At 65.4% G+C, this 22,983-nt stretch carries 24 protein-coding genes and 2 pseudogenes; 14 read left to right on the top strand and 12 right to left on the bottom strand.

Going from position 1 to position 22,983, the window contains the following annotated elements:
- Nucleotides 1-97: 97 nt before the first annotated feature.
- Nucleotides 98-802 (bottom strand): PAS and ANTAR domain-containing protein, encoded by a 705-nt coding sequence (locus AB0H00_RS24805; RefSeq protein WP_357270508.1) that lies wholly within the window; start codon nt 800-802, stop codon nt 98-100.
- 627 nt (nt 803-1,429) lie between these two features.
- Here AB0H00_RS24805 and AB0H00_RS24800 point away from each other — a divergent pair.
- The 3 genes from AB0H00_RS24800 (at nt 1,430) to AB0H00_RS24790 (ending at nt 4,468) form a co-directional block, all read left to right on the top strand.
- Nucleotides 1,430-2,290 carry a helix-turn-helix transcriptional regulator gene (locus AB0H00_RS24800; RefSeq protein ID WP_357270505.1) on the top strand — a complete coding sequence of 287 codons (861 nt, stop codon included), beginning with the start codon at nt 1,430-1,432 and terminating at the stop codon, nt 2,288-2,290.
- 211 nt (nt 2,291-2,501) lie between these two features.
- Nucleotides 2,502-3,878 (top strand): APC family permease, encoded by a 1,377-nt coding sequence (locus AB0H00_RS24795; protein ID WP_357270502.1) that lies wholly within the window; start codon nt 2,502-2,504, stop codon nt 3,876-3,878.
- A 92-nt stretch (nt 3,879-3,970) separates the two neighbouring features.
- Nucleotides 3,971-4,468, top strand: a complete 498-nt coding sequence (locus AB0H00_RS24790) for a hypothetical protein (RefSeq protein ID WP_357270500.1) — start codon at nt 3,971-3,973, stop codon at nt 4,466-4,468.
- Here AB0H00_RS24790 and AB0H00_RS24785 read toward each other — a convergent pair whose 3' ends face one another.
- The 3 genes from AB0H00_RS24785 to AB0H00_RS24775 all read right to left on the bottom strand — a co-directional run bounded on the left by AB0H00_RS24785 (nt 4,469) and on the right by AB0H00_RS24775 (nt 7,865).
- The gene (locus AB0H00_RS24785) at nt 4,469-4,921 is read right to left on the bottom strand and encodes a hypothetical protein (RefSeq protein ID WP_357270497.1); all 453 of its coding nucleotides are present in this window, start codon (nt 4,919-4,921) and stop codon (nt 4,469-4,471) included.
- A gap of 538 nt (nt 4,922-5,459) precedes the next feature.
- On the bottom strand, nt 5,460-6,668 hold the full coding sequence (locus tag AB0H00_RS24780) for an FAD-dependent oxidoreductase (protein WP_357270494.1): 1,209 nt from the start codon (nt 6,666-6,668) through the stop codon (nt 5,460-5,462).
- A gap of 432 nt (nt 6,669-7,100) precedes the next feature.
- Nucleotides 7,101-7,865 carry an SDR family oxidoreductase gene (locus tag AB0H00_RS24775; RefSeq protein ID WP_357270491.1) on the bottom strand — a complete coding sequence of 255 codons (765 nt, stop codon included), beginning with the start codon at nt 7,863-7,865 and terminating at the stop codon, nt 7,101-7,103.
- Nucleotides 7,866-7,930: 65 nt separating this feature from the next.
- Between AB0H00_RS24775 and AB0H00_RS24770 the strand changes: the two genes are divergently transcribed.
- Nucleotides 7,931-8,269 (top strand): helix-turn-helix domain-containing protein, encoded by a 339-nt coding sequence (locus tag AB0H00_RS24770; protein ID WP_357270488.1) that lies wholly within the window; start codon nt 7,931-7,933, stop codon nt 8,267-8,269.
- A 134-nt stretch (nt 8,270-8,403) separates the two neighbouring features.
- Here AB0H00_RS24770 and AB0H00_RS24765 read toward each other — a convergent pair whose 3' ends face one another.
- A complete protein-coding gene (locus AB0H00_RS24765) occupies nt 8,404-9,570 on the bottom strand; it encodes an acyl-CoA desaturase (protein ID WP_357270486.1) in 1,167 nt (388 codons plus the stop codon).
- Between the two features lie 372 nt (nt 9,571-9,942).
- On the opposite strand from AB0H00_RS24765, the pseudogene AB0H00_RS24760 reads away from it, so the two are divergent.
- Nucleotides 9,943-10,273, top strand: a pseudogene (locus tag AB0H00_RS24760) (DUF3556 domain-containing protein); the annotation flags it as partial.
- Nucleotides 10,270-11,598: a helix-turn-helix domain-containing protein gene (locus AB0H00_RS24755; protein ID WP_357270483.1), complete on the top strand. Its 1,329-nt coding sequence runs from the start codon at nt 10,270-10,272 to the stop codon at nt 11,596-11,598. The pseudogene AB0H00_RS24760 and the gene AB0H00_RS24755, both read left to right, overlap by 4 nt.
- A 60-nt stretch (nt 11,599-11,658) precedes the next feature.
- Here the strand turns inward: AB0H00_RS24755 and AB0H00_RS24750 are convergent, their stop codons facing one another.
- Nucleotides 11,659-12,243, bottom strand: a complete 585-nt coding sequence (locus AB0H00_RS24750) for an isochorismatase family protein (protein ID WP_357270480.1) — start codon at nt 12,241-12,243, stop codon at nt 11,659-11,661.
- 518 nt (nt 12,244-12,761) lie between these two features.
- Between AB0H00_RS24750 and AB0H00_RS24745 the strand changes: the two genes are divergently transcribed.
- Nucleotides 12,762-13,172, top strand: a complete 411-nt coding sequence (locus AB0H00_RS24745; protein WP_357270477.1) for a hypothetical protein — start codon at nt 12,762-12,764, stop codon at nt 13,170-13,172.
- A 414-nt stretch (nt 13,173-13,586) separates the two neighbouring features.
- Nucleotides 13,587-14,120 carry a hypothetical protein gene (locus AB0H00_RS24740; protein ID WP_357270474.1) on the top strand — a complete coding sequence of 178 codons (534 nt, stop codon included), beginning with the start codon at nt 13,587-13,589 and terminating at the stop codon, nt 14,118-14,120.
- Between the two features lie 64 nt (nt 14,121-14,184).
- Here AB0H00_RS24740 and AB0H00_RS24735 read toward each other — a convergent pair whose 3' ends face one another.
- Together AB0H00_RS24735 and sigJ are read right to left on the bottom strand one after the other, a co-directional pair.
- Complete coding sequence (locus AB0H00_RS24735) at nt 14,185-15,369, bottom strand: FAD-dependent oxidoreductase (protein ID WP_357270471.1); 1,185 nt, start codon at nt 15,367-15,369, stop codon at nt 14,185-14,187.
- Nucleotides 15,370-15,451: 82 nt separating this feature from the next.
- Nucleotides 15,452-16,396 carry an RNA polymerase sigma factor SigJ gene (gene sigJ / locus AB0H00_RS24730; protein ID WP_357270468.1) on the bottom strand — a complete coding sequence of 315 codons (945 nt, stop codon included), beginning with the start codon at nt 16,394-16,396 and terminating at the stop codon, nt 15,452-15,454.
- A gap of 110 nt (nt 16,397-16,506) precedes the next feature.
- On the opposite strand from sigJ, the gene AB0H00_RS24725 reads away from it, so the two are divergent.
- Nucleotides 16,507-17,121: a GNAT family protein gene (locus AB0H00_RS24725; RefSeq protein WP_357270465.1), complete on the top strand. Its 615-nt coding sequence runs from the start codon at nt 16,507-16,509 to the stop codon at nt 17,119-17,121.
- Here AB0H00_RS24725 and AB0H00_RS24720 read toward each other — a convergent pair.
- From AB0H00_RS24720 to AB0H00_RS24710, 3 genes and pseudogenes are all read right to left on the bottom strand, one after another.
- Entirely contained in the window at nt 17,071-17,436 is a 366-nt protein-coding gene (locus AB0H00_RS24720) for a hypothetical protein (RefSeq protein ID WP_357270462.1), read from the bottom strand. The two genes, AB0H00_RS24725 and AB0H00_RS24720, sit on opposite strands and share 51 nt — an antisense overlap.
- A 3-nt stretch (nt 17,437-17,439) precedes the next feature.
- Nucleotides 17,440-18,093, bottom strand: coding sequence for a hypothetical protein (locus AB0H00_RS24715; protein ID WP_357270629.1), 654 nt, complete (start codon nt 18,091-18,093; stop codon nt 17,440-17,442).
- 129 nt (nt 18,094-18,222) lie between these two features.
- Nucleotides 18,223-18,352 (bottom strand): annotated as a pseudogene (locus tag AB0H00_RS24710) (recombinase family protein); the annotation flags it as partial.
- A 42-nt stretch (nt 18,353-18,394) separates the two neighbouring features.
- Here AB0H00_RS24710 and AB0H00_RS24705 point away from each other — a divergent pair.
- The 4 genes from AB0H00_RS24705 (at nt 18,395) to AB0H00_RS24690 (ending at nt 21,921) form a co-directional block, all read left to right on the top strand.
- Nucleotides 18,395-19,294 (top strand): helix-turn-helix domain-containing GNAT family N-acetyltransferase, encoded by a 900-nt coding sequence (locus AB0H00_RS24705; RefSeq protein WP_357270459.1) that lies wholly within the window; start codon nt 18,395-18,397, stop codon nt 19,292-19,294.
- Nucleotides 19,295-19,467: 173 nt separating this feature from the next.
- The gene (locus tag AB0H00_RS24700) at nt 19,468-20,115 is read left to right on the top strand and encodes a HEAT repeat domain-containing protein (RefSeq protein ID WP_357270456.1); all 648 of its coding nucleotides are present in this window, start codon (nt 19,468-19,470) and stop codon (nt 20,113-20,115) included.
- On the top strand, nt 20,109-21,146 hold the full coding sequence (locus tag AB0H00_RS24695) for a MerR family transcriptional regulator (RefSeq protein ID WP_357270453.1): 1,038 nt from the start codon (nt 20,109-20,111) through the stop codon (nt 21,144-21,146). Before AB0H00_RS24700 ends, AB0H00_RS24695 begins: the two co-directional genes overlap by 7 nt.
- Before the next feature lie 394 nt (nt 21,147-21,540).
- Nucleotides 21,541-21,921 (top strand): DoxX family protein, encoded by a 381-nt coding sequence (locus tag AB0H00_RS24690; RefSeq protein ID WP_357270450.1) that lies wholly within the window; start codon nt 21,541-21,543, stop codon nt 21,919-21,921.
- 80 nt (nt 21,922-22,001) lie between these two features.
- On the opposite strand, the gene AB0H00_RS24685 is transcribed toward AB0H00_RS24690, so the two are convergent.
- The gene (locus tag AB0H00_RS24685; RefSeq protein WP_357270447.1) at nt 22,002-22,556 is read right to left on the bottom strand and encodes a CAP family protein; all 555 of its coding nucleotides are present in this window, start codon (nt 22,554-22,556) and stop codon (nt 22,002-22,004) included.
- 107 nt (nt 22,557-22,663) lie between these two features.
- Here AB0H00_RS24685 and AB0H00_RS24680 point away from each other — a divergent pair, with 107 nt between their 5' ends.
- Nucleotides 22,664-22,786, top strand: a complete 123-nt coding sequence (locus tag AB0H00_RS24680) for a hypothetical protein (RefSeq protein WP_357270444.1) — start codon at nt 22,664-22,666, stop codon at nt 22,784-22,786.
- The last annotated feature ends 197 nt before the right edge of the window (nt 22,787-22,983 follow it).

Genomic DNA, 22,983 nt, shown 5'->3' with positions numbered 1-22,983 from the left:
CACGGCCGATCACTGAAGGCCGCCGGAGGTGGCGGCCATTTCACCCGGCGGTGGCGGGCGGGGTTGCGACCCGAGGAGTTGCCCTAACCGAGGTCTATCACCGAGCCGACGGGTCGACCACCCGAGCTCGATGCGATCCGGCTCGGTCGGCGTGCAGGGTCAGCAGCAAGTGATCGAAGCTGGTCCGCAGCGAGGCCGGGCCACCACCCATGGCGAGAATTTCGGAGACCAGCAGCTGCGCCAGCGTCCGCAGCTTGGTGTTGGTTTCCTGGGAGCGCCATTGCAGTACCCCGAACGCCTGCTCGGCATTGATGCCGTAGACGAACATCAGCACGCCCTTGGCCTGCTCGATCACCGCCCGCGATTCGACGAGTCCGGGCAATGTGGCGTCGAGGATCTGCTGCCGGTTCTCCTCGAAGGCGTCGGACACGTCGACGAAGTAGCCGCTGGTACCGACAACCACGTTCCGATCATCGACCATGCGGTCGGCGACGACGATGACGTGGTGGGTATGGCCGGACGTATCGATGACCCGATGGCGTCCACAGAAGGGCTCGCCGGTCTGCACGGTGATCGCGATGGACTGCGCCACCCATTCGTGGTCATCGGGGTGTCGATGCGACAGCAGCAACTCCGTGCTCGGCTGCGTGCCGTCGGCGGCATAGCCGTAGATGGCGGCGACTTCGTCCGACCATTCCCACCTCTGATCGGCGAACCAGAAGCGGAAAGTACCGACACTCTGCGGCTTGCCCGCCACGACACGGTCGATCGCGTCAGCGTTTCTCAGTGCGAGATGATCCATTCCCGTCACCTATCGGTTATCCATCGCCAGCAGCACGAATCAGCGCCTGAACGCAGTGAAGATTACGCTTCCAGCAAACATTCCGCATACTAGATCACAACCCTACTACCTGCTGCAATGATCAAAGCGACCGCCGAATCGAACCATGGGCAATTTTGTCGCACTGGACGATGCGCCGAGCGGCTGGCCTCCCCAACCCGCCGCGTTTGCGAGGCCGATGTCGGAGTATCCAAGACCGGGAGAGCTGCGAGCAACGCCGATCGCCTGGGGCGTTCGGGCACCGAATCGGACATCCCGCGCATCGTCACACGGCAGTCCCACGGAGAATGCCGGCCGCACACTACCGACCGCGCATTCCACCGCCCAGGTGATTCGAGTCGAACATGCAGGGCCATGAGCGATCCCGCAGAACCCGCGGCCGGTCGTCGTTCCGAAGGCACCCGCCGAAATCGTGCGGCCGTGACCATCATCTTCGCCCGAAATACTGACCATAACGTGGATCACTGGAGGTAGTCTCTGATGCGGAGACCACACCTCCGTAGCAGATTTCGGCACGTTCGTATGGTCTTCCATAGACCAACGCCACACCGCGTTCTATCCAGTGCGCAGACCGAAAGGGTTGTTCTGATGGCAGGCAAGCGGACCGTCCTGACCGTCCGGTTACGACGTCTCGCGGCGATGCTGCAGGAGATGCGCGAACAGGCCCAGCTCAGCAAGGAAGAGGTCAGTTCCCAGACCGGGATCAACGTCACCACGCTGTATCGGATCGAGACCGCGCAGGCCCGTCCGCAGCGCCGCACCCTTATGGCGATGCTCGATCTGTACCGCATCGGCGGCCAGCAGCGCGAGGATGCGCTCGAGCTGCTATCGGACGCGTTGAAGCCCGGCATGTCACGCGCATACGAGGGCAGCGTGTCGGAGGTGTACGCGGCCTACATCAACTTCGAGTCCGAGGCGCTCTCGGCCCGCCACTACCAGACTTCCATCGTCCCGGGGCTTTTGCAGACCTACCAGTACGCGACGGCGGTGATCGACACCTCGATGCCGAAGCTGGAGGCGTCGGTCATGGAGAGCAGGGCGAAGGCCAGGATGGACCGCGCCGCCAACCTCTCCAAGGAGGACCCGCTCGAGCTCTGGGTGGTCATGGACGAGGCTGCGATCCGCCGTACGATCGGCGGGCCCGCGGTGATGCGCGGCCAGCTCGACCGGCTGTTACTGGAGATCAAGCGTAAGAACGTGATCCTGCAGATCCTGCCGTTCGACGCGGGCGCCCATCCCGGCATGACAGGCTCATTCACAATGCTGGACTTCCACGATCCGGCCGACCCCGAGCTGGTCTATGTAGAGGGCATCGGGCGCGACGAGCTGATCGAGGGCCACAACGAAATCCGCCGCTTCGGCGTGATCTTCGACCAGTTGCGCGCCATGGCACTGAGCCCACGCGACTCGGCGGCCATGATCATCGACGCCGCAACGCGGATGGGTTAGGCCCGGCCCGCTCTTCGGTATCCGTTCGCCACGGGCACCGCGAACAACACCATGGCGCCCGAAAGCCCTGCGCGGAACGAGTCGGAGATCCCGCAGAAGACCACCCCGCTCTGGTGAAGACATCGAGCGAGCGGCGCGTTCGGTTCACCTCACGCGACTATTCCGCCGCGCGATGGGTACCCCCGGCTCAGCTGCCTGGGGAGGTACACCCATGTCCGATGTCATTGGGGGTTCCGGTCCGGAACTGAAGCGTGTGATGGGCCCGGGCTTGCTGCTGCTGTTCGTCGTCGGCGACATTCTCGGCACCGGCATCTACGCGCTCACCGGCAAGGTGGCCAACGAGGTCGGCGGCGCGGTGTGGGTGCCGTTTCTCGTCGCGTTCCTGGTCGCGCTCATCACCGGCATGAGCTACCTCGAACTGGTCACCAAGTACCCGCACGCCGCGGGAGCGGCCCTGTATACGCACAAGGCGTTCGGCATCCAGTTCCTCACCTTCATGGTCGCGTTCGCGGTGATGAGCTCCGGGATCACCTCAGCATCGACCGCCTCGCGGGCCTTCGCGGCGAACTTCGCCGAGGCCTTCGATCTGGATATCGGCACAGGAGCCGCCGTCACAGTGACCGCCTTGGTGTTCATCGCGGCGGTGGCGGCGATCAACCTGCGCGGGGTCAGTGAAAGTGTGAAGCTCAACGTGCTGCTCACCTGCGTGGAGCTGACCGGACTGCTGATCGTCATCGCGATCGGCTGCTGGGCGTTGGGGGTCGGCGACGGCGACTTCGGGCGCATCGTCGAGTTCGACACCGGTGAGCGGACCGCGGTCGGCGGCGTCGTCGTCGCCACGACCCTCGCGTTCTACGCGATGGTCGGCTTCGAGGATTCGGTGAATATGGCCGAGGAGTGCAAGGAGCCGAGCCGGATCTTCCCGAAAGTGCTGTTCGTCGGGCTGACCATCACCGGGCTCGGCTACGTTCTCGTGTCGATCAGCGCGATCGCGCTGGTTCCCGCCGAACAGCTCGGCCAGGGCGACACCCCGCTGCTGAAGGTGGTCGAGATCGGCGCGCCCGCCTTCCCGACATACATCTTCGCCTACATCACCATGTTCGCCGTCGCGAACTCGGCACTGATCAACATGCTGATGGCCAGCCGCCTGATGTATGGCATGGCCAGGCAGGGTGTGCTCCCGCGGCCGTTCGGCCGGGTGCACGAGACGCGCAGAACACCGTACATCGCCATCGTTTTCACCACTTTGCTCGCGCTCGGCCTGATCGTGCTCGTCGGCGAGGTGCCCGAACTCGGCGGGACCACGGCGCTGCTGCTGCTCGCCGTGTTCACCGTGGTGAATATCGCCGTGCTGGTGCTGCGCCGAGATCATGTGACGCACGAGCACTTCCACACGCCGACAGCGCTGCCGGTACTCGGCGCACTCACCTGTGGATTTCTGGTGACGCCGTTCACCGACCGCAATATCGAGCAGTACGTCATCGCGGGTGTCCTACTGGCCATCGGGATCGCACTGTGTGGCGTGAACTACCTGGCCATCCGCTCGATGCGCGCGCAGCCGCTCGCTACCGAACCACCGGCGAAGTAATGGATTACGTTATTCCCCAGCGAATCAGGCGCAGACGGTTTGTCCGGATCAGCAGATGACTAGTCGCTGACCGATGGGTAAGGTGGGCGCCGATGACCAGCATGGACGCCCGTTTCGGGGACGCGACCCGGACGGTGCCCCTCCCCAACCCGTGGAACGTGACCGCGTATCTCGCCGCGGTGGCCGCGCACCGCGGACGCTCGATCAGCCTGCATCCCGTTCCCACAACGATGCTGGCCGATACGGGATGCGGCGGAGGAGGTCTGTGGGTAGCGCGTAAACACGACGACATCATCGTGTACGACGCCGACGCGACAGGCCGCAACGCGGACCACATGATCCTGCACGAAATCGGGCACATGCTGCTCGGTCACGGCAAAGATGGGGAGCGCAGCGGTCCCCTGCCGCCCGCGCTGGCCGTCATCCTGCCGTCGATATCACCGCACTCGATCGAACATGTTCTCGGCCGCAGCGAATTCGGGACCGACCGCGAGCGGGAAGCCGAAGTGTTCGCCGACATGACCATGGTGTATGCCACGCTGCCGCGGCGGCGAACTCGTTCGTTCCGGCTTTTCGGGCGCGGCAGATAACTACCAGCGGTCGTAGCGCCCCTCGGGTAGTCGCCGGGCTCCGGCGAGGAGGTCATCGATCAAATCCTGGTAACCGTCCGCCAATTCGTCGATCTGGATCCACGCGTCGTAGAAGACCGCTTCGGGCGCGTACCCGAGGACGACGAACGCCTGGGTTGTGAGCATGGCCAGTCGGTCCACCATCCTTCCCACGGTCTCGGAATGTTCGGGCACGCGGGAATCCGGAATCGGGGTGGCCAGCGTGACCCAGCGGTCGATGCCACGCGCCAGTTGTAGTCGCCGCCGGTCGAGCTTGCCGGACCGGATGGCCGGGGTGTGCTCGCGGACTTGGTGCAGCTGGGCCAGTTCCCCCGCCACCTCCAACATGGGGTGATCCAGGTGCGGCAGGCCGCGGAATGCCGCCAGCAGCAGTTCTTTTCCGGGTATCGCCCGGTCGTCGGCCGTTTGTGGCACTGCAGCGCTCCCATCCCGACCGGGGCGCGCGCGATCCGGTCGCACGTCCGCCGGTCGCGTCCTCGACGCCCCGTCTCGCCGGTGTCCCGGCACCTCCCATACCAGCCACACCAGCCAAGCGTGACCGAGACCGGCACGCAGCGCGTCGATTTCACCCACTTCCGCGAATGCGACACGCCCATCGATCACAAAGCCGGTGTCCGCTCCACCACTGAAGTCATAGCAAACACCCAGTGACAGTAGGATATCCCCCGAAGGAAAGCGATTTACTGGAACTATTCCCAGCCGAGCCGACACGCCAGCCAACGTTGGGCGAGTCGGGCAAACGACGCTTCGCGGTCGCGCAGGCGCGACGCGGCGACGCGGCGGCCCAGCTTCCGGCAGGCAGCCGCCGAACCGTCCGCCGACCGAAGCCGCGCCGCCACACCACGGCTGAACCCGCTCCGCTGATCCACGGACGCGATCTCCAGCATGATCCCGAGTCGAAACGCGAAGTAGCGCTTGACGAACTCACCGTCGGCATCCGCACATACCGGGCCTAATTGTTCGCGCGTTGGACGGAGCGTTGAACCAGGCCGCGAAGGCCGGGGAGCTGGATGGCGCGAAGCATCAGTTCGCCGGCCCAGACGTGAGCTCTGGTGGGTGGGGCGAACCGGCTCATTCCCTTGCGGGCCAATGCCTGTCGTTTGCGAACTTCGGGACGCAGGGACGCTTCCCATTCGACCAGTGCTGTGCGGATGTCGCCGGCGTGGGCGGCCACGGCGGCGCCGAGCCGGTCGGCCCCGTCCAGAGCGAGGGCCGCGCCGTAGCCTGCGAATACGGTGACACACCAGGCCGCATCGCCGAGCAGAACGACTCGGCCATGGCTCCATCGGTCCATCACGACTTGGCTGACGGAATCGAAGTAGGCGGACGCGGAGTCGGCCTCGAGCTGGCGGAGCGCATCGGAGACGCCCCGGCCCAGATCTCCGAAGGCCGCGGTGAGCGCCGATACCGGCCCAAGAGTCGATTCGGCCTCCGGATCAGGGCTGCGGTAGGCGAAAAACGCCGAGGATCGGCCCGGGCCCAAGTTCATCACCGCCGCCGTGCGTCCAGGCCCGATAAATGTGGTGCCGACTCCCTCCGGTACCTGCTCGGGAACCTGTGCCAGCGGGAACGCGCCCACCATGTGTCCCAGGTTCACCAGGCAATCGGTCTCGGTATCGAATACGAGTTCGCGAATTCGGGAGTGCAAGCCGTCGGCGCCGACGAGGAGTTCGGCTTGTACGCAAGAGCCGTCGCTCAGCGTGATGTGGACCTCGTCGGCATTCTGGGTGATGGCCTGCACGGTGGTGCCGAAACGGATTGTGACGACATCGGCCACGGCGGCGTACAGTACCGACTCCAAATCACCACGAAAGACGCTCAGCGCCCGATCGCCGACAGCGGCTTGCGCGATGGCAGCCGGCACCGTGAACTTCTCCCGGCCATCGGCCCGGACCACGACCGAGGTGAAGAAGCCGATATCGCGCGGAGCCAGCGCCGATAGCAGCCCCAGCCGCTCCATGGCGTCGTATCCCGCTCCATGCAGGTTCACCAGGTAGCCACTGCTACGACGAGCCTGGGCACGCTCGACTATGAGCACTTCCCAGCCCTCCTGGTGAAGCCTCAGCGCAGCAGCTAGGCCGGCGATACCGGCGCCCACCACAACCACCCGCTTGACCTGCGTCTCGCCGAGGCGCTGCGCCGCATCTTCGATATCTGTCACTGCCACTCCTAGGTCTGTTCCGTATCAGCAGAAGCTCCCTCGAGCGTCTACCGCCGCTCGCGTCAACTATTAGTTGACGATCCGCCAATCGTCAACCTACCGTTGACGAATGGGTCCTCGCCTGCCGCTCGTTGGCGTCATCGACTCGATCGAGAGGTCGAGTCCCCGCAGCACTCTGAGACGGGCGCCAGAGGCAGTGACGTTGCCGCGCACTACACGCAGCTGGCCGATCGACTGGTTGCTCCGCAGCCGCCGACGGGCTGCCTGCGTCCTTTTCAGCTCGCCCGGCCATCGGGGGCGCCGGTGCCCGGCACCCGACCCGATCGGGTATCAAGCGTCCAACGGCGAGCGTGCAGAGGTGGGCGCGGCGGCAAGGTGACGCGGCGCCCACGACGGAGCCGCGCCGGAATCTCCGCGCGCACGCCCAGCTGCTCAGACGGTTATTTCTCGCCCGTCGAGGTAGTCCTGACCGCCGATATACGTGGTGTGGCCCGGATCGGCGGGACTGGTGGTGGCCAAGGAGACAGCGGTGGCGAATTCCGTGACCGTCGGCAGGGTTCCGTGGTCGCGCCGGGCCGTGACGGCGTCGGGGTTCCGGCGCTCCAGGAGTTGGACGATGATCGTGCCGTCGATCATGTCGCCGGAGACGACGTGCAGGGCAACTCCGCGGGCGGTGAGTTCCGGGATCATGGCGCGCAGCACGTCCTCGCCCGCACGTTTGCTCGCGGCGATGGGCTCGTACTCGGCCGGGACCGGCTTGCGACCGTGGAAGTGCGCCTGATGGCTGGTCACGAAGACGATACGGGAGCCGAACGGCATGTGCGGCACTGCGAGTCGCACCAGTCGTTCCTGTGCGTCGCGGTTGAGCGCCATGGCGTAGTCGGGTCCGGCGTGCAACTCGAGCCCGCCAGAGGCGTTGAGCACCAGCACATCCAGGCGGCCGAACTCCTCGACGATCCCCCCGACGAGCGCACGGACGGAGTCGGCGTCGGAGATGTCGGCTCCCGCGATCGACGCACTGCCGCCCGCATGCCTGATCGAGTCGGCCAGGGCCCCGGCCCGCTTCGCTTTCTCGCGGTAGTTGACGACCACATGATCGCCACGCGCGGCCAGCACCCGCGCGGTCTCCGCGCCGATGCCGCGGGAGGCGCCCGTGATCAGAACGATTCGCTGTCCAGCCGTATCCTCCACCGTCACCCTTTCGATCACACCCGGGCACCCGAGCTCCTGCTTCTATTTCAGAACTACTATGGTAGTTCTAAATGAGAAGCGCAAACGAAGCAAAGCCACCCAGAGGCCGGGACGCGCCGACGCTGGCCGCGATGGATCTACTCGGTCAACGCTGGATGCTGCGCATCCTGTGGGAGCTGGAACCCGAACGCCTCGGTTTCCTCGAATTGCGCCGCCGCATGGACAACTGCTCGTCAAGCATGCTCTCGGTGCGGTTGCAGCACCTCCAATCCGCAGGCTTGATCGCGAAGAATCCCGACAAGACCTACGAATTGACCACCGCGGGAATCGAACTCGGCGCGGCACTGCAATCCGTCTGGGAGTGGTCGCGACGGTGGCGAGTGTCGCCGACCGATCCGCGGGCCGACTGAACCTGTGTTATCCCACCCCGCACGATCCGAAGTGCGGCCTGACCGTCCGGATGTCGCCTCGCTGCTGCCGCCATAACCCAGCCGAGCCTGAACCGGCCGGGATCGCTCATGCTCGCTCGCCAGTGATCGATCCGTCAGTGACCAGGCGAATCGGCCGGCAATTCCGAGCCATCCCGACCGGGCAGTCTCGGTGGCTGCCCGTCCGATTCTCGGCTACGGCCACTTCCGGAATCGGACCGGGCGAGCCGTCCGACGGTGTCGAGGTGTCGCAAGGCATGGGCATAGGAAGTGACCAGCCCAGTCTGACAGTAGGGCAGCCCGAGGTCAGTGCAGAACTTCGCGACAATCGGCTGGGCTCGGCGCAAATTCGGCCTCGGCATGGATGGGAACAGGTGATGCTCGATCTGGTAGTTCAAGCCGCCCAGCGCCGTATCGACGACTCGACTGCCACGGACATTACGCGACGTGAGCACTTGACGACGCAGGTAGTCGGTGTCGTCGTCGGCCGCCAGTACTGCCATTCCCTTATGGTTGGGCGCAAACGTGCAGCCCATGTAGAACCCGAACAGACCCTGCTGTACAGCGACGAAGACCATCGCCTTGACCGGGGAAAGCATCGCGAACACCACGCAGAGGTACCCAGCGGCGTGTGCGATCAGCAGCACCGCCTCCCAGCCGCGCTGCGGAATCTCCCGCCGCACGATCGCCCGGACGCTCGAGTAGTGCAGGCTGCCCGCCTCGAGCAACAGCATCGGGAAGAACAGCCAGGCCTGATAGCGGAAGATCAGTCGGCGCAGACCCTGACCCGCTCGCGCTCGATCGCCGGAATGCGCCAGCACGCCCATGATGTCCGGGTCGGCACCCTCGGTATTGGGGTGGGAGTGGTGCCGGTGATGATTGCTCGTCCACCAGCCGATGCTCACCCCGATGCCGAGGTTTCCGAAGAGTAGGCCGAACAGGTAGTCGGCTCGCCGGGAACCGAAGATCTGCCGGTGCCCAGCATCATGGCCCAGAAAGGCCATTTGGGCGAAGACCACGGCAAGGAATGTGGCGGTGATGAGCTGCCACCACGAGTCGCCGCCCAGGATCACAGCTGTCCAACCGGCCGCCCACGCGACCGAAGTGGCCACGCTCTTCCACGCGTAGTACCGCAATCGCCGGTTCAGCAGACCCGCCTGCCGTACCTGCCGCAACAACACCGAATAGTCGCTGCGACGCTCGGTCCGCGCTGCCGATTTCCCTGGTGGCAGTATCTCGTTTCCGTCAAAAGGAACACCGCTCTCGGCGGTAGCTGCCGTCATTTTCGTCTCCCGACCCTTCCGAGGTGTCACATCACCGGCGAATCGTTCCATCACCGCAGCCACCTACCGTCATGCCGACTGTTGCGCACACCGCGCTCTTCGTCTAGTCGGCCTGATCTGATCCCCTGTGCCGAAGTGAGATCAGGTCGAGGTCCAGCGCGCTCGCTGCTGATGTCGAGTTGGCACGATGTGCGCACGATGCCACAACGCCTTCGTCCTGTCTATCACGCATCGGTCCACCGAGTAGATCCCGATCGACGACAGCGAAGAGTTGCTCGGTCGTACGGGTGTTGATCCAGGTAGCCGCGACTTCGTAGCCACGGTCGAGAAGTTCCCCTGAAGAACGTGTCGGGGTCTGCAGAGCCGATCCATATGGCATCCCAGCCCATCCACAAGCGGACAAAACGCTATAAGGTCATCGATGCCATGCCGCGCTCGGCATGATCGAAACCGGCACCTACCGTGTTGCCGTCGCCGTCGCCGAACAACCCTGGTTGCCCAACGGCCCATCCCGTTCGAGGTGGACTGCGCACTTGATAACGACCTGCTGCGGGCTCCGAGCGAGCTGGCCGGCTCTGGAGCCCCCCGATGCACGATCCCGCTTCCCCGCCACGGAGGTACGGCAGTGACCACCGTAGTCGTAGCACCGAGGTACCTGCGGACGCCGCATCGATCACGCATCAAGAAGAAGGCGCACCGATGACTCTTTCCCCTATGTCACCCCCTCAGAGCCAGTTGTCTCGAGCATCGGCCGCGACCGATGCCGAGGTCGTCATGGCGATAGCGCACATCGGGCGAGAGCTGAAGTCGCGCGAACGCGAGATCACCGAGGGAATGAGTGCCCTGATGGCCCGTGAAATCGACCATCTCGACGATGATCCGCAGCTGGTGGAAATGCTCGAGGCGAGTGTGCACGGCAACGTTGCCACCGTCATCCACGTACTGGTCAACGACATTCCCGTCGACCATCTCCAACCCACCACCGCAGCCGTCGAATACGCGCGCCGGCTGGCCCAGCGCGACGTTCCATCCAACTCTTTGGTACGGGCATACCACATGGGCCAGCACGCGATGCTGCGCATCTGCCATGACGAGATCGGCGGACGCGAATTGCCCGCGCCGCTGACACTGGCCGTCATCAAACGACTCACCGAGATCATCTATAGCTACGTCGATTGGATCACGCTCTACGTCTTCGATGCCTACGAAGCCGAACGCACTCGGTGGATGAATGCTCGCGGCAGCGTGCGCTCCGCTACCCTGCACGCGGTACTCTCAGCCGACAGACCCGATACCGCCACCTTCGAAACCGAGACCGGTTATCGGCTGATGCAAACCCACCTGGCGCTCATCCTCTGGCGCCCGGGCCCTGAGCAACCGAGCACACTCAACATGCTGGACACTCAGGCACGGGCGATCGCCAAGGCCCTGCATACCAACGGCCCTCCGATTGTCGCGGCCATCGACCGACGAACAGTCTGGGTGTGGTTACCGTTCGGACGCTGCCACCCTGTCACCGATACCACCAAGCTGCGCGCGGTCGTGGACCTCGCCGACGGGACGCGGCTGGCCCTCGGACTGCCCAGCCACGGCCTGGAGGGATTCCGCCGCTCGCATCAACAGGCTGGTGCCGCCTACTTCATCGCGACCGTGCCCGGAGCCTCGTCCCCGCATCCCGTCATCGGATTCGGGGACCCGGGCGTCGCAGCGGTCTCCCTCCTGGCCAAGGATCTGGGTTCCACCAGAGCCTGGGTTCGGGAGGTTCTCGGGGAGCTCGCCGAGGACACCGACCAAGCGGCGACCCTGCGCCTCACCCTCAGCACCTACTACGCCAAAGGCGAAAGCCATGTGCGCACCGCCCAGAGTCTCACCGTGCATCGCAACACCGTCAAATACCGAATCACGAAGGCAGTCGCGGCAACCAGCAGCGCCGCACCGTCCGACAAACTCGATATCGCACTGGCCTTGCAGGTGTGCCGTTTCCTCGGCGCGGGTGTTCTTCGTCGGCCCCGCGACGATGCCCGCTGACTACCCTGATCGCTGAGCACTACGACGACTTGCTGCGGCCGACCGGATCGGGGCGCGGTGTCAGTCGCGGGTCTTGGCAAGCAGTTCAACGATCTCGGGGGTGGAACCGGTCTCGCCGAGGAGAGGGAAGATCCGTTCAATGCTGTTGCGGTGCGCCTCGATATCCAAATCGGCCATGGCGTCCGTCGCGAGCGTGACGTGGTAACCGTGTTCGTAGGCGGTGCGGGCGGTCGACTCCACGCCGATGCTGGTGGTGAGCCCGGATAGGACGATCTGTGTGACGCCGCGGCGGCGCAGTTGCAGGTCGAGGTCGGTTCCGTAGAAGGCACCCCAGGTGCGCTTGGTCACTGTGATGTCGTCAGGGTGGTCGGCGAGGTCATCGACGATGGCATCCCAGCCGTGGGGCAAGGAACCGGGCAGGCTCGGGATTTCGTTGCGACCTGGCGCGGCATCCGATCCGTCCGCACGGGCCGTGACCCGCACCAGGACGACCGGGGCGCCGTATTCGTGGAAGGCGCGGGCCAGCTCGACCGCCCGGGCCACGACCTCGGAGCCGGTATAGGGGACCGTGGGAGCGTCGACGATGGCGTTCTGCAAGTCGATGATGACCAGCGCGCTGGACGAGTCGAGTGCGGTGACAGTCATGAATTGTGCCTTTCTGCATGGGCGGCTGAGAATGGCGATGGAGGCGCTGCTGCTGAGCGACCAGGCGGCTGGAGTGCAGCACCAGCACGGCGATCAGCGGGAACGCACCGAACCCCAGCCCGGAGCCATAGGCGCTGACTGCGTAGGCGTTCCACAGCCATCCGAACTGCCGGCCCAGGGATCGTCTGGCCACCAAGCTCCGACCTCCTGCTTCGACAACCCACTGTTGACTGCTTGTGATCAAAGCAAGGACAAAGGGGCGGAATCAAACAACTGAGCTGGCGGCGAGCCACAACCATACGTTGTACAAGTAAGTTTGCTGCCGTGGATCTCACCCCCGCACTACGCGATCGGGCCATCGAAGGTGAGTTGCTCTGGCCGAGCGATCGAGTCGGTCAGAGCGATGCCAGCTCCAGCAGCGATCGGGTGTCCCAAGTATGTAAGTTGTTGTGATGAACCGAGAACCCTTGTCGGTAAACGGAATTCACGAAAGAATGCCCCCGATGAGGTACATCGTTGTGAAATACGCCGCCGCGGCTGGCGTGTTGGCTCTTGGATCGGTAGCAGCAGTCGTCACCAGCGCCGCCGCGCAGGCAGAGGGAATGCCCGACCTGGAGGTGTCGGTAATCTGCAGTTCCAGGGCGCCGATGGGGCAACCGCTTCCCGCGCAGGGCATGGTTCGTAATCTCAGCTCGGCCACGGCGCACGACGTGCATGTCGAGTGGTCCATCGACGGAGGCCCGATCGGCAGTCACGACTATTCTCGCCCCGTCGAACCCAAACAGGTCAACCTCTTCGGCTTCGGCAACGAACCCATCACCCGCCACGTACGCGTATGGGCTCGAGTGACCAGCAGCGACCAGGACGCCGATCCTGCAAACAACGAAGTCACCACGGAAATCGAATGCTCGGAGATCGGCCAGGGGTGACCAGCGATAACTGCCCGCAGCCGCCACTGCATCCTGATCGTGAAGAATAACTGTCGTTTGCCAGGCGGAAAGCCTTCACCCGGTGACCCCCGGACAGGAGCCAACCAGCAACGGCGCGCGAGATCGGCCACCGTGCGCAGCGCGGCGGTGCTACCGACTCGAACGCCGCCTGCAGTCAGCCGTTCGGGTCTGACGGCTGGCATCTGTTCGACGCTGACGCGATAAAGACAGCGGCGTTGGGAGTTCACGCCCATTTCTCGGTCTCGGTAGCTGGGCCGCAGCGGCGAAGATGTCGAACAGCGCCCGTCGCTGGTGTCGTTCTTGTCTTCGCCTTGTCCGGTTACGATCGTTGGCGAGACACCCTGTGGGACAGGGCGTTTCCGCAGTAGCATCGCCGAATTCGAGCACGCCCTGATGTCCGAACGCACCCGCGACGTACTCGCGGCGGCGCGCGCCCGCGGACGCACCGGCGGCCAGAAGCCGAAAGGCCGGGCGGAAGAGGTAGCCGAGGAAGGCGGCGAACCGGTTGGGGCGGGGCCGAAGCCCACCTTGGTGGGATCGAACCAGTTCAAGGGTGCACTGTCGTGCACCCTGGGTGTCCTTTCGGCGCGGTCCAGCGTCAATGAGGCTGGACGACAACGTCACCACGACAGCGGGACCGCCCCGCTACACGAACACGAAGGAGCACCCAGCATGACCACGACCCGCCGCACCCACCGGTTCGCCCGCGCCCTGACCATCGCTGTGACACCCGCCCTGCTGGGCGCGGGCCTGGCTAGCGCCGGGGTGGCACAGGCCGGTCAGGATCCCAACCTGCCGACTTGCTCCTGGCCGAACCTGGCGTGCGGCCAGCAGACCGATCTGACCCCCGGCGGCCAGACCAACCTCACTCCGGGCGCCCCCGCCGACCTCACCCCCGGCTCATCGACCGAGAGTTCCGGCTACTGATCACAGAGCCGACGCGCGGCCCCGCCACACACGGCGGTCCGGCACGGCCCGCGCGAGCGTCGCCTCAACCGGCATTCATAGTGGTCTGCTGAGCCACGGTGATGCGACGGCGGCGCGATGGGAGCATCGACGTCGGATGCGAGATGCTCCAGGCCGCGCTCTTGCAGACCAGTTCTTTGAGGCGCGCGGCTGACCTGCCGGTGAAGGCGGACGACTTGGGCTGGTCGTCGGGGGTGACCCACTGCACCATGGCGTCGCGGCGACCGAGACTGATGCACTGGCCGGTGTAGCCGATCGCATTGCGGGGCACTCCGCGGCCGGTCAGACGTGCGGCGATGGCGTCGGCGGCCTGGTAGGCCGTAGGAACGCCGGAGGCGCAGGACATCCGCAACGGTTCGCCGCTCGCCCCGGGTGCGAGTGCGGCGTCGCCAACGGCGTACACGTCGGGGTGCGAAACCGACCGCATCGTGTCGTCGACGATGATCTGCCCGGACGGTGAGACCCGCAGGGTTGTGGCCGCGGCGATGGGATGCACGGCGAAACCGGCCGTCCACACGGTCGCCTGCGCCGCGATCGTGCGCCCCTCGGCGGTAACGACGCCGCTGGCCTGGACGTGCGCGATGTCGGTGTTCTCGTGCACGGTGATGCCGAGCCGGTCGAATGCCTTGCGCAGATGCCGCTGAGCCTTCTCGCTCAGCCAGTCGCCGACGCCGCCGCGAGCAGCGAGTGCGACGTGGAGGTCCGGGCGGGCTTCGGCGATCTCGGTGACTGCTTCGATGCCGGTGAGGCCACCGCCGACGACCAGTACGGGCGAGCCTGCGGGCAGGACTGCCAGCCGGTCTCGCAGCCGGAGCGCGGACTGCTTGCCGGCGATGTCGTAGGCGTGCTCGGCCACGCCGGGGACACCGCAGTCGGCGGCGGCGCTGCCGAGGGCGTAGACGAGAGTGTCGTAGGCGATCCTGCCGGGGCCGTCCGCGTCGATGATGTCGACGGTCTTGCGTTCGGCGTCGACGGCGGTGACCCGCGCCAATACCACTCGCACTCCCGTCCCTGCGAAAACGTCGGCCAGCAGGCGGCGCTTCAGGTTCTGACCGGTCGCGAGCTGGTGCAGGCGGACCCGCTCGACGAACTCCGGATCGGTGTTGACGAGGGTGATCTCGGTGCCGGCGGGGTGCAGCCGCTTGGCCAGGCGACCGGCGGCGTTGGCTCCGGCGTATCCGGCCCCGAGGACGACGATGCGGTGGGTCATGGTCTCGCTCCTGTCTGGGTGGTGTTCGCTTTCTGAACCGGGCAGCGGCTCGAAACCTGACAGAAGTGGACTGTGATCTAGATCACCAGTTTTCGATGAGGGGGCCACCGTGCTCGAACGTGGCCCACTGGCGCGTGGCGCGGTCGAGCTTGGCGGGGTTGGCCTGGGTGTGGACGGCCGCGATGCCATCGGTCGTCACCTCCAGGGTGATGACGCCGACGATCCGGCCGCCGGCCACGATCACCAGTGCGGGCATGCCATTGGCCATCGCGGCGAACAGGGCAGCGCGGCCGCCGATGGTCTCCCACTTGGCGGCGGTGGGCTCGAACAGTCGCCGCAGGAACCGCGCCACCCGCAGCGCGCCCGTGATCGGCTGCGGCAGAGACACGACCACGCCGCCACCGTCGCCCACGCTGATCGCATCATCGGTCAGCAGCCGCACCAGCGAGTCGGTGTTGCCGCTCAGCGCCGCGGCGAGGAACTCCTCGACGATCCTGCGGGCAACGGCCTCGTCGATCTCCACGCGGGTTCGGTCGGTAGCTACGTGTTGCTTCGCGCGCCGGTAGATCTGCTGACAGTTCGCCTCGGTGAGGTCGAGGATTTCGGCGATCTCACCGTGCGAGTATCCGAATGCCTCGCGCAGCACGTAGACCACGCGTTCCTTGGCCGTCAGCCGCTCCATGAGCCTGAGCATCGCGATCGAGACCGATTCGCGCTGCTCGACGGTGTCGGCCGGGCCGAGCATACGGTCTGTGGCGAAGACCGGTTCCGGTAGCCACTGGCCCACATATGTCTCCCGCCGGGACCGGGCCGAGGCGAGCTGGTTGAGACAGATGTTGGTGAGCACCTTCGTCAGCCACGCCAACGGCGTCTCGATGAACTCACGATCGGCAGCCTGCCAGCGCAGGAACGTCTCCTGCACCGCGTCCTCGGCGTCGCTCGCCGAACCCAACAGGCGATACGCGATCGCTTCCAGACGCGCCCTGGCGTTCTCGAACACCTCGACCTCATGCGTATCGACCAGCATGGACCGAAGTCAACCACGGAACGTGGCAGACCGCCGGTGATGGCCACCCGCCAGTAGGAGTGGTCGAAAACCATTGTGTGCGAACCGCGTCAGCACGGTAGTTATCGACGATGACCCAGACCCTGCCACCTTGGCCCGACGACCCACCAACCTGGGGGTCGATCGTCCTACGGGAGTACACCGATCACGACTCTCACCTCGCAGCCGAGTTGGCACAGGATCCATATATCCCGCTCATCGGCAGCTTGCCGGCGTCCCCGACCCCGAACCAGGCACTCGAGTGGGTGCGCCGGCAACGGGGCCGCCATGCCGAAGGAATCGGGCTGGCCTTCGCCATCGCCGATACCGAAACCGGCACTGCTGTCGGCAGCGTCGGTCTATGGCTGAAAGATCTCCAGAATGGGCGCGCGTCAGCAGGCTACTCAGTGGCACCGCATCGCCGCGGTCGCGGCATAGCCAGCGGCGCGATGCGCGCTCTGACGACATTCGCCTGGACGATCCCGGCCCTGCATCGGATCGAGCTCCACATCGAACCGTGGAATGCGAGCTCGATACACGTCGCTGAGGCGTCAGGTTACCTACGAGAAGGCCTCCTACGAAGCCATCAGGCTATCGGCGGCACACGCCGCGACATGCTCCTCTATGCCACAACCAGAACGCAGACCAGTGGCGGTTCAGTATTCGACCGGATCGACGGGCGACTGCGCGGCAGGGTCGACTCGTGACCGTGTCCCGAGTCTGGCCAGCAACACCAACGCTGTCACCACTACGACGTGTGCTCCGAAGAGTGCCAGCATCGGAAGCGCGAAGCCCTCGTCAGTGAAGGCGCCGCGTTCGCCCACGCAGTACAGGGTGTAATTGACCGACGTGCCCTCCGAATCGTGCATGGTGTCCGAGACGACCATCGGCTCCGTCGCGGACGAACAAAAGAGGGGTGCGGTCAATGTGGCTTCGCCCGGCCAGATCGCTACCGGAACCACTGCGGTGAGGACGCCGGCGGCAATACCGGTCGAGGCCGCGGTCACCAGGAATCGGGTCATCGATTACACCTGCTGCATTCGCAGGAAGGTGCCCGTGCGGTCGAACTCGGCGATCATCTCCGACCGTGGTGACACCACATTGGTGACTATCCGGATCTCGCTGCCGAAACGGCTCACCACAATCGCGTTCACCTGCCCGTCGGGAAGCCCGCTCTGGGTGCGGGCGGTGTCGACGATGTCCTCGATCTGTGACAGGCCGGTCACTTCGCTGAGGTGGAAACCCTCGCCGTCGAGGTCGTCGAATGCCGAAACCCGCACCGGCTGTGCGGAACCGAGTGTAGCGAGGGTGAACGAATAGTCGTCGAGTTGCCGGGATCGGTCCGGGTGGCGGATGCGCAGGCGGAGGGTGGGTTCTCGTGTGGCCAGGTCGTCGCGTCCGGTGAGGAACCGTGTCACTTGATTCGGCTGATTGTTCAGGACCAGCCGGAACTGGGTCGAGTTCGGTGCGGTGAGGAGGATGACGTTCGCCTGCGGGTCGGTGGTGCCCAGTCGCTTGGTGAGTGCGGCGATGGCATCGCGTGGCAGTGTGTTGACGAGTCCACCGCCACGTGTGCGTATCTGCTGCTCGAAGTCCGCGCGATCGACCGCACCGAGACATCCGCTGGTGCCGATCACGGTCAGGCACATCAGGATCGGAAGCCAGCTGCTACGGCGCATACCCTGAATGCTAGAGGCGGATCTCCGATTATGGTGTCGAGCACGGTCCTCCTCGCCACTCTCCCACCGCGCCAACCTCTTACCCCACGTCTGGAGGCAGACCCGATCGTTCACACTGGGGCTGGGCTCGCGGGCGAGCCGCCCCGTCGAGTGCACGATCACCGTGTCGCCGTCACGGACGTATTCGATCAGCTCGTCCAATTGCGGTCGAGCGGTGTCCTTCCCGGAAGCCCTCGGTGAAGGTGCGTTCGACGTCGACCTCCCGTTGGATACGCATTCATTCTCTGACTAGAGTCAGAGAATGAATGCGAAGCAAATCGATCGTGTGCGGCGGTTCAATCGCACCGTCACCGAATGTGTGGGCGTGCTCCACGACCACTACCTGGGCCGGGATCGGCCCATCGGTGAAGCCCGGCTGCTGTGGGAGATCGGCGACCAAGGGCGGGACGTACGGTGGTTGCGAGAGCGTCTGGGGCTCGACTCCGGGTATGTCAGCCGACTGCTGCGTTCCCTGGAGACCGACGGCTTGGTGACGGTAGAGCCGCATCCTCGCGACAGGCGTGTCCGTACAGTTCGGCTCACCGCCGCCGGCTGCGCTGAGCGCGTTGTGCTCGACCGCCGCAGCGACGAATTGGCCGGCTGTCTGCTCGAACCGCTCAACGCCGCCCAGCGCGCCCGGCTGGTCGCCGCCATGACCGAGGTCGACCAGTTATTGACCGCCACGGCGGTCACGCTGGACGCCGTCGCTCCGGATCACCCCGACGCCAGATATTGCCTGCGCTCCTACTACACCGAGCTGCAGGAGCGCTTCGAGACCGGTTTCGACCCTGCGCAGAGCCTTCTGCCTGACACGGGCGAACTGCAACCTCCGCACGGCCTGCTGCTGGTCGCCCGGCTGTACGGCGAGCCTGTCGGTTGCGCCGGCCTGAAGCTGCCGCCCGATCGGGCGGCCGAGATCAAACGCATGTGGGTCGCGCCCCACGTCCGGGGTCTCGGCCTCGGACGCAGGTTCCTGGCCGAACTGGAGGCACAGGCTGCCCGGCACGGTTGCGATGCACTGCGCTTGGACACCAACAAAGCGCTCACTGCCGCCATCAACCTGTACCACTCCTATGGCTTTCAAGAGATCGCCGCCTTCAACGAGGAGCCGTACGCCCATCACTGGTTCGAGAAGCGGATCACCACATCATCGTCAGAGTGAAACCACATCCACAGGAAGGTTGCGCCCTGCGGATTCGGGACTCGAGTTCTCACTAGCTGATCGTTGTCTATGGCAACGCCTCGCCAATGCACTTGACATTGTCACTGTGTCAAGGCCTTCACTGGCAGTCGGAGGTGGTCCCCATCAATTCGACACACAGGAGTCCACAGGACATGCGATTGCTCGACGCATTGGCAGCTGACAACTCGTCAACGCGGCTCGAGGTGGCCCTGACAGTCGGCACGCATCCCGAGCCCGGTTTCGTCGATGCGCTCGTCGAACGGTGCGCGATCGAGCCAGACTTCTTCGTGCGCGACATGCTCACATGGGCGCTGACCCGTCACCCGTCGGAGATCACGGTTCCGAAACTCCTCGCGGAACTTTCTTCCGAGCGCGCTCAGGCCCGAAGCCAAGCGTTGCACACTCTGTCCAAGATCGGGGACCCGACCGCCTGGTCGGCGATCACGCGGTCGTTGCTGCACGACGCCGATGACGAGGTCGCGCGGAGTGCGTGGCGCGCTGCCGTCGTTCTCGTGCCCGACGGGCAGAAGGAAGGCCTTGCCGCGGAACTGGCCATGCAGTTCGGCCGTGGTGATCGAGAGGTCCGGCTGAGTCTGAGCCGTGCCCTCGTTACGCTCGGAGACGTGGTCGAGCCGGCCCTTCGGACGGCGATGGCAAGCCACGACCCGACGGTGCGGGCACATGCGAGCGTCACGCGGCGGCTCCTGCGCGACCCGGATGCCGGATTCGACCTCGCAGTTGAGGAAGCGAGACGGGTGGTCGCGCTCGGTCCGGATCAAGAGCAGACAACCGCATGCTGATCGGCGAGGTTGCGCGCCGCTCGGGGGTGAGCGCCCGGATGCTCAGGCACTACGACACCCTCGGGCTGGTACGACCCACAGGCCGCACCGTGGGTGGCTACCGGGAATACTCCCCCGACGACATCCGGCGGATCTTCCACGTCGAGGGGCTACGGTCCCTGGGATTGTCACTGAGCCAAATCGGCCGCGCCCTCGACGATTTCGGATTCACCCCCTCCACACTGGTCGGCGACCTCATCCGAAAAACCGAAGAACGACTGAACCGGGAGCGAGAACTCCTCGAGCATCTCCGTATGGTCGATGCGGCCGAGCCCTCCGGTTGGCAAGATGTCCTGCGCATCGTCGAGCTTCTACACGGACTCGGTTCGCCGAGTGCCGCCCGGCGGCAGCAGGCCGCCCTCGCCCCGGCCGATGACCTGTCGATGCCCGCCGAGCTGCTGGCCGAGGCGGTCCTCACCGAAACCGATCCGAACGTTGCCGGGGCCCTACGGTGGGCCCTCGCGCGGGCCGGCGGCGACGGTGTGGCGAGCGTGGCATCCGGCATGGCCTCAGAAGACGTCGACATCCGGCGCCGCGCGGTCCTGGCGCTCGCGGAGCTACCGGGCGACGAGGCGACCGCGGCGCTCACGGACGCGCTCGGAGACGCGGACACGACGATCCGCAGACATGCTGCTCTCGCACTGGGTGCGCGGGGCGTGACCCTGGCTGTGCCGGCACTCGTCGGCACGGTGGTCGAGGGCCCGAACGATGTCGAGGCGGCCGAGCTCTTGGGAAAGTTGGCACGGGACGCGAAGTGGGCAGACTGGATCCTGGGTGCGCTGGTCGACGAGCTCACCGCACACGCAGCGGACCCGGCGGTGCGGATGCGACTGACCCAGGCACTCGCCGAGATGCCGGGGACTATCGCGCTGGAAATCCTGCAGCAACTGGCCTACGACAATGATCGGGTTGTGGCCCTGATCGCCTCGGCTCTCGCGAAAACGCTCGAAGAACGGCTGGACGAGGAAGCTGAGACACCGCAGATAGGCTAACCGACAGTCGGTGAGCTACTGGACCGTCCGGCTGTCGTTCCTCGCGACGATGTCAATCACCTCGAGCTGATTCGGCCGTGGTCGTCGTTTCGCGCCATTACCCGGTTATCTGGGCCGGACGGAGCTGTCCGCCAGGTTGCTGGTGATCTTCGACTGCAGCGCAGGCGCCGCCCCTATCACCGAACGAACCCGATCCAGCGAAACCACCACTGCGACCGGGCGATGCTCCGTGCCTGACGGAGCATCACTGGTGACCACCGCTCACCAGCCGCCCTTCACTCACCCGAGGAGACACCTGAGCAATAGTGCGCCGGCCCGCCATGCGGAAGGGTGGTGCGCCGTTCAGCTGTAGTTGGTCAGCTCGGCGACTCGCCTGCACCTGAAGGAGAAGCTCATGAACCTCGCCCTCTGGGTCGTTGCCGGGCTGCTTGCCGCCCTCTCCCTGTTCGGTGGCGCCACCAAAGCGTTCATGCCCAAGGCCAAGCTGGACGAACTGGGCGCGAAGTCCGGCGGGGGATGGACCCAGCACGCAAGCGCAGGTTTCGTCAGAACCCTCGGGGTCCTCGAGATCCTGGCCGCGGTCGGCCTGATCCTGCCCGCCGCGCTCGACATCGTACCGGTAACAGCCGTCTGCTGGATCCTGTTGATGGTCGGCGCGATGATCACCCACGCCCGCTACGGCCAGTACAAATACGTCGCGCTGAATCTCAGCTACCTCGCTCTGGCCGCCTTCGTGGCCTGGGGGCGCTTCGGCCCCGAGTCCTTCACCGGCTGATTCAGGTAAGCCGCCAGCGGGTCGCGCCATGCGGTTCGACGGTCCGCGACAATCGAATACGCGATCTCACCAGACCGCGCCTACCCGCGCTGCACGTTCTCCCGGTAGAACTGGTTGTTGTTGCCCACCATGTTGCCGGCCGGGTTGTACTGGGCGACGACGTATTGCCCACCTTTTCCGCCGGTGTTGCAGGCGACCCCGACCCCGAGCTTCGTGCTGGCCTTCCAGACCACCTGTGTGAAATGCCCGGTCTGCATGGAGAACCCGGTCGGTGTGTCGAAGTTGTAGTCCTTGATCTCGTCGTACCACGTTTTCGTCGCCGAGAAGCCGGTGTGCCGGCCGCCCCAGATGGCGGCGAGGTTCTCGCCGTTGCCCGAGCCCCGCGAGTGCGCGAGATTTTGTGTGCTGGCCAGATTTTCGGCCCACTTCTGGGCCGAAGCTGACACCGCCGGATCGAGCTCCATTCTCGGCGAGCCGTGTTTTGCCCGGTACTGGTTGTGTGCGTTGAGCATGTCCTGGGCGAACGACGCCCCTCCGCATGTGGAGTCCACTCCGGCGGTGGCGTCGCCCGCCGCACCGAGGGCGGCGGCCATCAGCACAGCCACACAAGCCGACAAAAACCGTCCACGACGCATATCGATCTCCCGGGTGAGTAGGCCAGACGAGTAGGAAGCCAACGAGGAAGCAGAGGCACCACCGGTAATCCGGCAAGGGCGCCGAGAGGTTCGGCGATCAACCTACCGTGACTTCTCTTGAATCAGCTTCGGACCCACCACAAATCTTTCCGCGGTCGTTCATAGGGGTCGACGCGCTGCGCGGCGAGCTGATCCGGCAGATCGCCGCCGCACTCGATGGCCTGGTGTAGCAGGCCGAGCGGAAGCGCACCGAACGCAGCGGCACGGACGGGGAGCGGATCGACGGGCCGCTTGCCGAACTGCGTCCGATGGCAGAGCAGGCACACGACCAGATGAGGGCAACGCCTGCGAAGACCCTGTCGAAAAGCTTTCGTTCTCCGGCGCTCGACGATCGGAGCGGAATTGCAGTGTGACGCGCAGCTGTAGA

This window comes from Nocardia sp. NPDC023852, assembly GCF_040639505.1.
In the GTDB taxonomy this organism is placed as follows: Bacteria; Actinomycetota; Actinomycetes; order Mycobacteriales; family Mycobacteriaceae; genus Nocardia.
The sequence above is the reverse complement of the archived record's forward strand: the minus strand, read 5'-3'. Positions and strand labels throughout refer to the sequence as shown.

Coding starts and splice junctions, on each gene's coding strand:
- AB0H00_RS24805 (WP_357270508.1), bottom strand. CDS start 802: ATGGATCATCTCGCACTGAGAAACGCTGACGCGATCGACCGTGTCGTG.
- AB0H00_RS24800 (WP_357270505.1), top strand. CDS start 1,430: ATGGCAGGCAAGCGGACCGTCCTGACCGTCCGGTTACGACGTCTCGCG.
- AB0H00_RS24795 (WP_357270502.1), top strand. CDS start 2,502: ATGTCCGATGTCATTGGGGGTTCCGGTCCGGAACTGAAGCGTGTGATG.
- AB0H00_RS24790 (WP_357270500.1), top strand. CDS start 3,971: ATGACCAGCATGGACGCCCGTTTCGGGGACGCGACCCGGACGGTGCCC.
- AB0H00_RS24770 (WP_357270488.1), top strand. CDS start 7,931: ATGAGAAGCGCAAACGAAGCAAAGCCACCCAGAGGCCGGGACGCGCCG.
- AB0H00_RS24765 (WP_357270486.1), bottom strand. CDS start 9,570: ATGACGGCAGCTACCGCCGAGAGCGGTGTTCCTTTTGACGGAAACGAG.
- AB0H00_RS24755 (WP_357270483.1), top strand. CDS start 10,270: ATGACTCTTTCCCCTATGTCACCCCCTCAGAGCCAGTTGTCTCGAGCA.
- AB0H00_RS24750 (WP_357270480.1), bottom strand. CDS start 12,243: ATGACTGTCACCGCACTCGACTCGTCCAGCGCGCTGGTCATCATCGAC.
- AB0H00_RS24740 (WP_357270474.1), top strand. CDS start 13,587: ATGTCCGAACGCACCCGCGACGTACTCGCGGCGGCGCGCGCCCGCGGA.
- AB0H00_RS24735 (WP_357270471.1), bottom strand. CDS start 15,369: ATGACCCACCGCATCGTCGTCCTCGGGGCCGGATACGCCGGAGCCAAC.
- sigJ (WP_357270468.1), bottom strand. CDS start 16,396: ATGCTGGTCGATACGCATGAGGTCGAGGTGTTCGAGAACGCCAGGGCG.
- AB0H00_RS24725 (WP_357270465.1), top strand. CDS start 16,507: ATGACCCAGACCCTGCCACCTTGGCCCGACGACCCACCAACCTGGGGG.
- AB0H00_RS24720 (WP_357270462.1), bottom strand. CDS start 17,436: ATGACCCGATTCCTGGTGACCGCGGCCTCGACCGGTATTGCCGCCGGC.
- AB0H00_RS24715 (WP_357270629.1), bottom strand. CDS start 18,093: ATGCGCCGTAGCAGCTGGCTTCCGATCCTGATGTGCCTGACCGTGATC.
- AB0H00_RS24705 (WP_357270459.1), top strand. CDS start 18,395: ATGAATGCGAAGCAAATCGATCGTGTGCGGCGGTTCAATCGCACCGTC.
- AB0H00_RS24700 (WP_357270456.1), top strand. CDS start 19,468: ATGCGATTGCTCGACGCATTGGCAGCTGACAACTCGTCAACGCGGCTC.
- AB0H00_RS24695 (WP_357270453.1), top strand. CDS start 20,109: ATGCTGATCGGCGAGGTTGCGCGCCGCTCGGGGGTGAGCGCCCGGATG.
- AB0H00_RS24690 (WP_357270450.1), top strand. CDS start 21,541: ATGAACCTCGCCCTCTGGGTCGTTGCCGGGCTGCTTGCCGCCCTCTCC.
- AB0H00_RS24685 (WP_357270447.1), bottom strand. CDS start 22,556: ATGCGTCGTGGACGGTTTTTGTCGGCTTGTGTGGCTGTGCTGATGGCC.